The sequence below is a fragment of the Streptomyces sp. NPDC041122 genome (assembly GCF_055592445.1).
This window is the reverse complement of sequence record NZ_JBVIYQ010000002.1, coordinates 717779-729153: the sequence shown is the minus strand read 5'-3', so window position 1 is coordinate 729153 and position 11375 is coordinate 717779. Positions and strand designations below refer to the sequence as shown.

The 11375-nt window shown below is 71.6% G+C and carries 13 protein-coding genes; 10 read left to right on the top strand and 3 right to left on the bottom strand.

Going from position 1 to position 11375, the window contains the following annotated elements; translation table 11 throughout:
- Positions 1-36: 36 nt before the first annotated feature.
- Positions 37-303 (bottom strand): acyl carrier protein, encoded by a 267-nt coding sequence (locus ACZ6B8_RS09415; RefSeq protein ID WP_098245803.1) that lies wholly within the window; start codon positions 301-303, stop codon positions 37-39.
- Positions 304-321: 18 nt separating this feature from the next.
- Here ACZ6B8_RS09415 and ACZ6B8_RS09410 point away from each other — a divergent pair, with 18 nt between their 5' ends.
- Positions 322-972 carry a 4'-phosphopantetheinyl transferase family protein gene (locus ACZ6B8_RS09410; protein WP_471078083.1) on the top strand — a complete coding sequence of 217 codons (651 nt, stop codon included), beginning with the start codon at positions 322-324 and terminating at the stop codon, positions 970-972.
- A gap of 37 nt (positions 973-1009) precedes the next feature.
- Here the strand turns inward: ACZ6B8_RS09410 and ACZ6B8_RS09405 are convergent, their stop codons facing one another.
- Both ACZ6B8_RS09405 and ACZ6B8_RS09400 read right to left on the bottom strand, forming a co-directional pair.
- Positions 1010-2416: a class I adenylate-forming enzyme family protein gene (locus ACZ6B8_RS09405; protein WP_471078080.1), complete on the bottom strand. Its 1407-nt coding sequence runs from the start codon at positions 2414-2416 to the stop codon at positions 1010-1012.
- A 288-nt stretch (positions 2417-2704) separates the two neighbouring features.
- Positions 2705-3880, bottom strand: a complete 1176-nt coding sequence (locus ACZ6B8_RS09400; protein ID WP_471606806.1) for an alpha-hydroxy acid oxidase — start codon at positions 3878-3880, stop codon at positions 2705-2707.
- Between the two features lie 68 nt (positions 3881-3948).
- Between ACZ6B8_RS09400 and ACZ6B8_RS09395 the strand changes: the two genes are divergently transcribed.
- The 9 genes from ACZ6B8_RS09395 (at position 3949) to ACZ6B8_RS09355 (ending at position 11361) form a co-directional block, all read left to right on the top strand.
- The gene (locus ACZ6B8_RS09395; protein WP_471078073.1) at positions 3949-4593 is read left to right on the top strand and encodes a TetR/AcrR family transcriptional regulator; all 645 of its coding nucleotides are present in this window, start codon (positions 3949-3951) and stop codon (positions 4591-4593) included.
- A gap of 46 nt (positions 4594-4639) precedes the next feature.
- Positions 4640-5605, top strand: a complete 966-nt coding sequence (locus ACZ6B8_RS09390; protein ID WP_471606805.1) for an alpha/beta hydrolase — start codon at positions 4640-4642, stop codon at positions 5603-5605.
- A 4-nt stretch (positions 5606-5609) separates the two neighbouring features.
- Positions 5610-6968 carry an aminotransferase-like domain-containing protein gene (locus ACZ6B8_RS09385; protein ID WP_471606804.1) on the top strand — a complete coding sequence of 453 codons (1359 nt, stop codon included), beginning with the start codon at positions 5610-5612 and terminating at the stop codon, positions 6966-6968.
- A gap of 206 nt (positions 6969-7174) precedes the next feature.
- Positions 7175-7795, top strand: a complete 621-nt coding sequence (locus ACZ6B8_RS09380) for a TIGR03086 family metal-binding protein (RefSeq protein ID WP_471606803.1) — start codon at positions 7175-7177, stop codon at positions 7793-7795.
- A 17-nt stretch (positions 7796-7812) separates the two neighbouring features.
- Positions 7813-8073: a hypothetical protein gene (locus tag ACZ6B8_RS09375; RefSeq protein WP_471078060.1), complete on the top strand. Its 261-nt coding sequence runs from the start codon at positions 7813-7815 to the stop codon at positions 8071-8073.
- Between the two features lie 19 nt (positions 8074-8092).
- Positions 8093-9067, top strand: coding sequence for a ferritin family protein (locus tag ACZ6B8_RS09370; RefSeq protein WP_471606802.1), 975 nt, complete (start codon positions 8093-8095; stop codon positions 9065-9067).
- Positions 9057-9395, top strand: coding sequence for a holo-ACP synthase (locus tag ACZ6B8_RS09365; protein ID WP_471606801.1), 339 nt, complete (start codon positions 9057-9059; stop codon positions 9393-9395). Before ACZ6B8_RS09370 ends, ACZ6B8_RS09365 begins: the two co-directional genes overlap by 11 nt.
- Positions 9392-9841, top strand: a complete 450-nt coding sequence (locus tag ACZ6B8_RS09360) for an acyl-CoA thioesterase (RefSeq protein WP_471078049.1) — start codon at positions 9392-9394, stop codon at positions 9839-9841. Before ACZ6B8_RS09365 ends, ACZ6B8_RS09360 begins: the two co-directional genes overlap by 4 nt.
- Entirely contained in the window at positions 9838-11361 is a 1524-nt protein-coding gene (locus ACZ6B8_RS09355; RefSeq protein WP_471606800.1) for an AMP-binding protein, read from the top strand. The genes ACZ6B8_RS09360 and ACZ6B8_RS09355 overlap by 4 nt, the downstream gene beginning before the upstream one ends.
- Positions 11362-11375: the final 14 nt, after the last annotated feature.

Below are 11375 nucleotides of genomic sequence, written 5' to 3'. Positions count from 1 at the left end.
TCGGCGTACGTCCGGCGTCCGGGACGGCTGTCGGACTCAGCCGGCCGTCGCAGCGGACGCGGACGCCCGCTCGACGATCTCCTTGACCAGGCCGGAGACGGTCAGGAGCGCGACGGTCTCCATCTCGTCCTCCTCGAACTTCACGCCGTACGTGTCCTCGACCTGGATGGCTATCTCCGCGACGGAGAGGGACTCGAGGTCCAGGCCGGCCGGGCCGAGCGGGGTCTCGCCGGTTACGTCGGAAACGTCGTAGTTCATGTTCTGGAGGGCCTCGATGATGAACTTCTCAACCTCAGCGGACATTTGATTGACTCCCTGTTCATGGACAGGCATCCAGGCGGTTCCCCGGACGCGGTGACGGTGCTGTGGTGCGCCACGGACGGCGACGAGCGGCGCAGGGCGCACACCTTGGTGGTGCGGGCCGCGGCCGGTCTGATCGGTGTCGCGCCGTCCGAGATCTGGTTGGAACACGAGGCCGGGGGCCGTCCCGTACTGGGCGGTGCCGGCACGTCGTTGCACGTGAGCGTCGCTCACGGGCGTGGGGCGCTGGCCGTCGCGGTGACCGGCCTCGCCCCCGTGGGTGTGGACGTGGAGGTGGTACGGCGGCTGCGTGCCGCGGCGATGGCCCGGGCGTGGCTGGACCCCGCCGAGGCGGCGTGGGTCGCGGCACTGCCCGAGGACGATCAGTCGGTGGCGTTCTTGTGGCTGTGGACGCAGAAGGAGGCGGTCGGCAAGGCGCTCGGCCAGGGGCTGCGGCGCGGCGGCATGAGCCGCCGGATGCCGCTGCCCCGTCGGTGGCCGCCGGGTGACGACGCTCCTCCGGCGCCGCTGCGGCTGCCCGGTGATCCGGATGTCGTCTCCACGGCTGTCCTCGTGGACGGCGGGCGGCGCGTCATCGGTGTCGCGCTGCACGGGGGCGGCGGCGACGTGCGCCTCGATGTCCGCGAGGTGTCGGCGACGGAGTCGGGCTGAGTCGGGGTCGGGCCGAGGGGAGGTCGGGCCGCGCGGGTCACACCCCGGCGGCCGACCGCGCGGCGGCGCGGAGCACGTCGGCGTTGCGCACGGGCTTTCCGGTCGCGGTGCGGGGCAGTTCGGACAGCACGTGCAGGGTGCGCGGCCGCTTGTAGGGGGCGAGCCGGCCGGCCAGACAGTCGGCGAGGCCGTCGAACACGGCCCGTTCCTCGACCATCACGAAGGCTTCGATGCCGGTGCCCTGGACGACCACGGCCTCGGTGATGCCGGGCAGCGCGCTGATGGATGCCTCGATCTCCGAGAGGTCCACCTTGAGTCCGCCGACGGACACCTGCGAGTCGAGCCGGCCGAGCACCGTGAGGAGCCCGGTGGCCTCGTCGTGGCTGCCCGCGTCCTTGGTGTGCAGCCAGCCGTCCACGAAACGGGTCGGGTCGGACGGTCCCACGTAAGGGGATTCGGGCAGGCCCAGCAGGATCTGGCCGTCCTCGACCCGTACCCGCATGCCGGGCGCGGGTGTCAGGCCCGGCAGGGTGGCTCCGGTCAGGTCGGTGGCGATGACGCCGGCCTCGGTCATGCCGTACATGACGCCGAGTTCGGCGTCGTAGCCGCGGGTGAACCGCTCCCGCACGTCCGGCCTGACCAGCTCGCCGCCGGTGATCATGCGGCGCAGCTGGGGCAGCCGGGGCGGGTTCTGCGCGGCGGCGAGGACCGTGGCCTGCGAGGGGACCCCGAGGATGGTCGTCGGTGCGTCTCCGGCGGCGACCGCCTTGAGGATCCCGTCGACCGTCTGGCGGGCGGGCAGGACCACTTGGGCGCCGCACGCGAGGCCGTACAGCAGTCCGCCGACCAGGCCGAGCACGTGCACGATCGAGGCGAGGACGACGGTGCGCTCGCCCCGGCGGGGGAAGCCGTCGAGCCTGCCGTACCGGTCGATCTCCGCGAGCAGGCTGCCCGCGGTGCGTCCGATGACCTTGGAGGGGCCCGTGGAGCCGGAGCTGAGCTGGAGCAGGATGTGCGGCGTGGCCGCCGGGCGGCCGGTGCGCAGGGGGGTGATCCGGGAGGTGACGTCGAAGAAGCCGCGGAGCGTTCCGCTGACGTCGGCGACCGGCTCGACGACCAGCTGCGGTGTCAGCCGCGCGATCGCCTTGCCCACCTCATGGGTGGTCAACCGGTAGTCGAGAAGGGCCACTTGGGCGCCGGCCCGCCAGCCGGCGAGCATCGCGACGATACAGCTGAGCGAGGGCGGCAGCCGCACCGCGACCACGCCTCCCGCGGCCAGTCCCGCCGCTTCGAAACGTGCCTGTTCGGCGGCGACGAGTTCGCGCAGTTCCGCGCGGCTCACCGCTTCGCCCAGCTGAAGGGCGACATCCCTCCCGTCGCCCTGGAGCAATATGTCATCGACCCAGGCGCCCTCGGTGCACCGTTTCGGTGCCGTTCCCCCCATTGGAATCCCCACCCATCTGAAAACCTGCGAAAAACCCGAATGCCTTTGTGACGACATTGTCCATGTACATGTCGGGCAGGTAGTCGCCGCAACCCCCGGTGCCAGAGCCACCGAATCCCCTGGGCGACACCTCCATCGTTACTCACTACCATCGAGTAATCAAGAGATGATTTCTGTTAAATCACTACTTCCAAGTAGGTTCCTGTTCCATGGCATGCCGAATTCCCCGGCCACCCGGAAAAAGGGCGAACGGGAATCGACTCAATCAGTCAAGACAAAGGACCCGCATCAATGATGAAGAATTCCTGAATTCCCGAAGTCCCCCACTCGTGGCGCCCCCATGAGCGCCATCACTTCCTCGAACTCGTCCATCAGGACCCGGAGCACGCCGGCGACGCCCGCGCTCCCGGAATGCGCGAGCCCCCAGAGCACGGGACGCCCCACGAACACCGCGTCGGCACCGAGGCAGAGCGCCTTCGCGATGTCCGCGCCGTGCCGGACCGCCCCGTCGAGGATCACCCGGCAGCGCCCGCCCACCGCCTCGACGATCCCTTCGAGGGCGTCGGCGGCCGGGACCGCGAAATCGAGCTGCCGGCCCCCGTGATTCGAGACGACGAGCGCGTCCACACCGTATTTCACGGCGAGTTCGGCGTCCTCGGACGCGAGAACACCCTTCAATACCAGCGGCAGAGAGGTGCGCTCACGGAGCCAGGCGAGATCTCTCCAGGTAATGGAAGGATCGAACTGCTCCCGCGAATGCCGGGCAATGGCGGACTCGCCCGCCACACCCCCGTGGGAGGCGGACATGACGGCCGGGTCGACGTTCACCGCGCGTATGTCCGCGGGCACGGCGAAACCGTTGCGCGCGTCCCGCGGGCGATGCGCCACGCGCGGCGCGTCCACGGTCAGCACCAGCGCCTCGTAGCCGGCTTGCTCGGCCCGCCGGACGAGCTTGGCCAGCGCCTCGCGCCGCCTGAGCCAGTACAGCTGCAGCCACAGCGGACCGCTCGCCGCCGCGGCGATGTCCTCCAGGGTGCGGCTCGCGAACATGCTGACGGTGAGCGGCACACCCGCCGCACCTGCGGCCCGCGCGGTCGCCACCTCGCCCTCGGCATGCGCCAGTCGGTGGTACGCCATGGGCGCGATGCCCAGCGGTGCGGCCCACCGCGAACCCAGCAGGGTCACGCCCGGGTCGCACGCGGAGACGTCGACGAGACAGCGCGGGCGGAGCCGGATCCGGTCGAGCGCGGCACGCCCCGCCGAGAGCATCGACTCGGTGCCGCTGCCCCCTTCGAGGAAGTCCCACACGGGCCCCGGGAGGCGCCCCTCGGCCTCGGTCCGGTACTCGCGCAACGTCAGCGCCGCCACTGTTCGTCTCCCCCGCATCTCCTCGACCGTGCGCCAAACTAAACGCACGGCCGTACAGTAACTGTACTCTTGCACAAAGCCCGCACGGTCGTCCACTTAGTGGCGTGAGCTGTCCGGCCGTTGGGACACGGACCCCCCGAACAGGGAGATTGAGGAGGTGTTGGGTGACCACGACCCGCACCGATGGGCGGATCGCACGCGGAAACCAGACCCGGCAGTCGATTCTGCGACGCGCCGTGGAGATCGCATCGGTGGAAGGCCTCGAAGGGCTGTCCCTGGGGCGTCTGGCAGGTGAACTGGGGCTCAGCAAGAGCGGAGTCTTCGCCCTCTTCGGCTCGAAGGAAGAGCTGCAACTGGCCACCGTGCGCGCCGCCATCAAGATCTACATCGAATACGTCGTGCAGCCCAACCGCGAACTCCCCTCGGGAATACACCGGTTGTGGAGCCTGTGCATCAGCTGGCTCACCTACTCCGAACAGCGGGTCTTCCCCGGCGGCTGCTTCTTCTACTCGGTCTCGGCGGAGTACGACGCACGCGAGGGCAAGGTCCACGACACGGTCGCGGGCGCCCACGGCAGCTGGTTCACCTATCTCGAGCAGTCGATCGCGGAGGCGAGGGACGCCGGTGAGGTCCGCGCCGACACCGACATCCCCCAACTGGCTTTCGAGCTGGTCGCCTTGCTGGAGATGGCCAACTCCGAATCCGTACTGCACGCCAACTTCACCTGCTACGCGCGAGCGGCCGAGGGCATCCTCAACCGGCTGCGCGCCGCCGCGACAGAACCGTCGCTGCTGCCCGACACACCTTGACACTCAGCGCGGTCCCGGCGGACCGCGGCTCTGGCCCGGAGGCACCATGGCATTCGATCCACAACTCCAGGCGCTGTACGACCAGCGCGCGGCACAGGGGGTACGCCCCCTGTACACCATGACCCTTCAGGAGGCGCGGGCTGCCGACCTCGCCGCCATCCAGGCCGACTCGGGGACCCCCGAGCCGGTGGCGCGGGTGACCGACGAGACGATTCCGGGACCGCGGGGCCCGCTGCCCGTGCGCGTCTACCGGCCCGCGGACGACGGCCCGTTGCCGGTGCTCGTCTACTTCTTCGGCGGCGGCTGGACGCTCGGCTCCATCGAGACCAGTGACGCGATCTGCCGGAGCCTCGCCAACGCCGCCGGCTGCCTCACCGTCGCGGTGGGCTACCGCCTGGCGCCCGAGCACAAGTTCCCCGCCGCGCCGGAGGACTGCCTCGCCGGCCTGCGCTGGGCGGTCGAGCACGCCGGGCGGCTCGGCGGCGATCCCGCCCGGGTGGCCGTCGGCGGCGACAGCGCGGGCGGCAACCTCGCCGCGGTGGTCTCGCTCATGGCGCGCGACGCCGGGGGCCCGGACATCCTGGCCCAACTGCTCGTCTACCCCAACACCGACCACCGCGCGGACACCGCATCGCGCCGCGAGAACACCGACCCGCTGCTCTTCAACGACAAGTCGGTGCAGTGGTATTGGGACAACTACCTGACCTCACCCGAGGACGGTCTGAACCCCCTCGTCTCCCCGCTGCGGGCGCCCGACCACTCCGGTCTCCCGCAGGCTCTGGTGATCACCGCCGAGTACGACCCGCTGCGCGACGAGGGCGAGCTGTACGCGGAGCGCCTGCGCGACAGCGGCGTCCCCGTCGTGGCCGCCCGGTACCCGGGCGTGGCCCACGGCTTCTTCGCCATGGCGGGAACCCTGGACGCGGGGCGCCGCGCCATCGAGCAGGCCGCCGGGTATCTGCGCACCGCCTTCGCCGCAGCACCGAACGCCGCCGCACCGGACAAGGACTGACCCCATGGCAGACACCACGGCTCCCGCAGCCGCCACGCCGGCGCCCGCGTCGGCGGCGCTCGACCTCGGCGAGCTGCACGGCTCGCTCACCGATCCGGTGCTCGACGCGATGAACTTCCTCAACGAGGTCGTCGCACGCTTCCCCGACGCCGTCTCCTTCGCGCCCGGCAGACCCTCCGAGGGCACGTTCGAGCCCGAGGACCTCGCACGCCATCTCCGGTCCTACACCGACCACTTGGAGCAGGAGCGCGGCTGGACGCGCGAGCAGGTGCGCACGGTGCTCTTCCAGTACGGGCGCACCAACGGCATCATCCACGACCTCATCGCCCGCACCCTCGCCAACGACGAGGGCATCGTCGTGAGCCCGGAGTCGGTGGTCGTGACGACCGGCTGCCAGGAGGCGATGCTGCTCACCCTGCGGGCCCTCTTCGCGCGGCCCGAGGACACCCTGCTCGTCAGCTCGCCCTGCTATGTGGGCGTCACCGGCGCGGCACGCCTGCTCGACATCGCCGTGCGTCCCGTCGCCGAGGGCGCCGCGGGACCGGACCCCGACGCGGTCCTGGCCGCCGTGCGGGAGACCAGGGCGGAGGGGCGGCGGCCGCGCGCCCTGTACGTGGTCCCGGACTTCGCCAACCCGTCCGGCGCCAGCATGACCGTCGCCGCCCGCGAACGGCTCCTGGAGATCGCCGGCCAGGAGGATCTGCTGATCCTCGAGGACGACCCGTACGGGTTCTTCGTCCGGGAGGGTTCGGCGCGGCCCACCCTCAAGGCCATGGACCGCGGGCGCCGGGTCCTGCACCTGGGATCGTTCGCGAAGACCGCGCTGCCCGGCGCACGCGTCGGATATGTGGTGGCCGACCAGGAGGTGGTGGGCCCGGCGGGCGAGCGGACGCTGCTCGCCGACCAGCTCTCGAAGATCAAGAGCATGACGACGGTGAACACGTCGGCCATCGGCCAGGCCGTCATCGGCGGGTTCCTGGTCGAGTCCGGCTGCCGGCTCCGCGAGGCCAACGCGGAGGCGATCGCGTACTACCGCACCAACCTCAACACCCTTCTCGCGGAGCTCGAACGGCACTTCCCGGCCGGCCGCAGGCAGCAGCTCGGGGTCGAGTGGAACCGGCCCGACGGCGGCTTCTTCCTCGTCGTACGCGTCCCGTTCGTGGCGGACACCAAGGCCCTGGAGCACTCCGCACGCGCCTTCGGTGTGCTCTGGACACCGATGAGCGACTTCTATCTGGCCGGCGGCGGTGACCGGCAACTCCGCCTGTCCTGCAGCGCTCTGACGCCGCAGCAGATCCGCGAGGGCGTGGGCAGGCTGGCCGCGTTCATCACCGAACAGGCCGCCGAGACGGCTGCCGGTTAGACGGCACGCCGCCGCACGGCGCGAAACAGCCGCCGCCCGGGTGCGGCACCGAGGGCCCGGTCCATGAGGACCGGGCCCTCGGCCTTTCTCCCCCACTAACTAAACGTACGGTCGTGCTATTGTTTTTTCTGCCCGGGCACCGTGGGGACACGGCGACGTGCGCCGCGGTCGCTCTCCTGGGCACCCCACTCGCCGAGAGGATCCTCATGGATGTCCGGAAGCTCGACAGGACGGCCGTACTGGAGAGCGTCCGCATCCTGGAGCAGGCGGCACCCGCGGACTGGGCGGCGCCGACACCCTGCGCGGACTGGAACCTGCGGGAACTGGTCGCGCACATGGCGGGTCAACACCGCGGCTTCGCGGCCGCCGCGGCGGGCGAGGGCGCGGACCTCGCCGTGTGGCGGCCCGCCGAACTCGGCGACGACCCGGTGCGGACCTACCGCGCCGCCGCCCACGAAGTCCTCGACGCCTTCGCCCACCCCGCCGTGCTCACCCGCGAGTTCACCCTGCCGGAGATCAGCACGACGCTCACCTTCCCCGCCTCGGTCGCCATCGGCTTCCACTTCCTCGACCACGTCGTACACGGCTGGGACGTGGCGCGGACCATCGGCCTCGACCCGGGTACCGACGACGACGTCGCCGAGGCCGCCCTCGTCTTCGCGCTGCGGGTGCCCGACGACGAGCGCAGGCTCGGGCCCGACGCGCAGTTCCGCCCCGGGCTGACCCCGGCCAGGGGAGCCCGCACGCTCGACCTCGTCCTCGCGGCGCTCGGGCGCTCGCCCGACTGGAGCGCTCCGGCCGCCCCCGCGCCATCACCGCAGCACTGACCCACAGGGAGACATCCATGCTTGCTGACCTCAGGACCCACGTCGCACGCCGGCTCGGCCTGCCGCAGGAGGAGGTCTTCGACGGGCGGCCGCTCTCCGCCGTCCTGGTCGCCTCGCCGGACGCCATCAACTCCATCGACCTGCTCGACGCGTTCGCGGGCGCCCTCGCCGACACCGGGGTCGACGACGACGTGGAGCTGCCGACGATGACGCTCGACCACACCGCCGAGGACGTCGTCACGGCGCTGGGCAAGCAGCTCGCCACCACCACCTCCTGACCGGAAGGCGTCCCGACCCATGCTGATCATGACCGACATCGTCAAGGAGCTCCGCGCGGGAGCCACCGTCAGCGATGTGCTGCGCGTCCAGCAGAGCTACCACGAGCAGCGCCGCTGGGGCACCGACACCCTCTTCGACGGCCGCAAGCTGTCCCGGCCCGCCCCGGGCGACAAGGCGGCGCTCTGGCACGCCTCGCGCGCCGAGCTCACCACCCAGCCCGCCGGCATCCGGCTCGCCGTGGACGGCGTCAAGCTCGCGAACGACCTGCGCGAGACCAACCCGCTCGGCGCCAACGTCCTGCACATCGCCGCGGCCTGGTCGGCCCGGTACTGGCTGGAGGAGGAGGCGCACCACGAGGTCGCCTTCGGCCGGCTCATGGAGATGGCGGGCGTCGACCCGATCGACGAGGACGAGGTGATCGAGCACCGGGGCGCCTTCCCCACCGACAACTACGCCCGGGTCTGCATCCTCCAGGCCTGCGTCGAGATCGAGGCCTGCGTCTCGTACGGCTGGCAGTCCCGCACGACCGAGGACGGCCTGGTGCGGGACGTCTTCCACACGATCATGAAGGACGAGGTGCAGCACCGGCAGTACTTCGCCTCCTTCGCCAAGGCCCTCGTCGAGTCCGGGGTCTACCCCATCAAGGACGTGCTCTCGATGGCGTACACCTGGGTCCGCCCCGACGGCGGCGAGACGTTCGGCTCGGCCCGTGCGGCGCAGACCGAGCGCGAGGGCTTCGTCAACTGGTGGGAGCGGACCCGCACCGCCGAGGAGGAGTTCGGCCTCGGCGACGACGCGCTGCACGAGGGCTCGGTCCACATGAAGAAGCTGACCAGCGTGTTCGCCCTGGTCCGCGAGGTGACCGGCATCCACACCCAGTCGTACGAGGACCTCAAGCGTGCCTACTTCGCCAGCCTGCGGACCAACGATGTCGACCGGATTCGATCTGCAGTCCGTGACGGAGCTGCGCGAGAAGCGGCACTTGCTCGCTAGCGGCGCCCTGTTCACCGAGGGCGAGCGCGCGCACTGCCGCTCCCGCCCGAGCCCGGACGCCTCGCTGGCCGGCCTCTTCGCGGCCAAGGAGGCGTTCGTGAAGGCACTCAGCTCCCTGGGCGGCGGGCCCGCGCACACCTTCCCCGAGGTCGAGGTCGTGCACGGTCCCGCGGGCCAGCCCCGGATACGCCTGCACGGAGGGATCGCCGCGTGGTGCCGGAAGCGGCTGGTCGACGTCGAGCTGTCGATCAGCCACACCGGCGACCTGGCGGGCGCGGTCGTGGTGCTCCTGGCCCGGTCGCCGGGCGACGGAAGGGACACCGCATGACCGAGGCACACACCGTGACCACCGCCCCGTCGCCGACGCCGACGCTGGAGCACGCCTGCGAAGTCGCGCTGCGCCCCAACGACTTCGACTGGGCCGGGCACCTCAACAACAGCGTGTACGTACAGCTCCTGGAGACGGGGCGCTGGGAGTGGGGCCGGGCCTGGGGCGGTGACCTGCGCGAGGACGCGCCCGTCGCCGTGGTCCTACAGCTCCGCCTCGACTACCTGGAGGCGGTCGACTGGGATCCGGTCGGCCGGCTCGTCGTGCGCACCTCGCTGGCGGAGCGGACCGCGTACAGCTTCACACTCGTCCAGGACGTCGAGCGGACCGACGGCTCCGTGGTGGCCAGGGGACGGGTCCGGCTCGGGCTCGTGGACCGCGCCACCAAGCGGATCCGGCGGGCCGACCTCGACGCCCTGCTCGACCTCCCGAGGAGCACGCCATGATCGCGACCACCCTGCAGGAGGCCCTCGCGGGGCAGGCCCACCGGGCGGCGGCCACCGTCACCTTCGGCACCTCCGCCCGCCGGGAGCGCCTGACCTACCCCGAGTTCGCCGCACAGATCGCCGCGGCGGCCGGTGGCTTCGCGGACCAGGGCGTGCGCCGCGGGGACCGGGTGATGCTGCGCGTCGGCAGCTCCCGGGAGGGGGTGCTCGCCCTGCTCGGCCTGATCCATCTGGGCGCGGTGCCGGTCTCCGTCAAGCCGCACGTCCCCGGGACGGTCATCGAGCGGTACTTCGCCACGGTGGCGCGTCAGCAGGGTGCGCGCCACGGCTTCCGCGTGCCCGGGCCCGGCCTGACCGAGCTCCGTCTCGTGCTGCGGCCCCAGGACGCGCCGGGGCCCGCGCCGGGCGGCCCGGAGGACGTGGCCTTCGTCCAGTACACCAGCGGCTCCACCGGCATGCCGCGGCCCATCCCGCTCAGCCACCGGGCCGTCCTCGGCAACATCGAGGCGATCAGTGACGTCGCCGGCATGAAGCCGGGCCACGCGGGTCTCATCGCCCTGCCGCTCCACCACGACATGGGCCTCATCGGGGTGCTGACCTCGCTGGTACGGGGCATCGACCTGGTCGTCGAAGAGCCGGGCACCTTCCTGCGCAGGCCGCTCGCCGCGCTGCGCCTGGTCCGTGACGCGGAGTCGGTGCACAGCGCCTTCCCGGACTTCATGCTGCGCTACCTGGCGGCGCGGATCGGTGAGGCGGCGGGGCAGGAGGCGCCCGACCCGGGTCTGTTCGCCGCCTGGCGCACGGTCTTCTGCGGGGCCGAGCCCATCCGCAAGCCGTCCGTGGACACCTTCGTCGGCGCGGCCCGTGGCTGGGGCTTCGATCCGACGGCGCTGGTGTTCTGCTACGGCCTCGCCGAGGCCGCCCTGATGGCCACCTCGCACCGTTACACGGACGCGGAGACCGGCTTTCGCACCGAAGGGCCCGTCACCACCGCGTGCCTGGGCACCACGATGCCGCGACTCGACCTGCGCATCGTCGACGAGTCGGGCCGGGAGTGCCCGGAGGCCGAGGTCGGCGCCGTACAACTGCGCGGCGCGACCCTCTTCAACGGCTACGACGGAAACACCGATCACCGTGTCGCCTGGTTCGACACGGGCGACGTGGGGTGCCTGCGGTCCGGCCGGCTCTATCTGAGCGGCCGCAGGAGCGACCGCATCAGCGTCAACGGCGTGAACGTGTTCGCCGCGGACGTCGAGCAGTCGGCGACGGAGCTGCCCGGCGTCGCCGAGTGCGTGGCACTGCCGCACGGGGAGTCGTTCGCCCTGGCCGTGGTGGCCGGGCGGGGCGAGCACATCGACCCGGCCGGCGTCGCCCAGCGGGTGGCGGCCGACTTCGGCATCGCCCCGCGGTCCGTGGTCGAGGTCGCGCACAGCGCCGTCGCGCGCACCGCGAGCGGCAAGCCCGCCCGCAACCACATGGCGGCGCTGCTCGACCAGGGGGTCCTGGGCCACCGGCCCTAGGGCTTCCGTTCGGA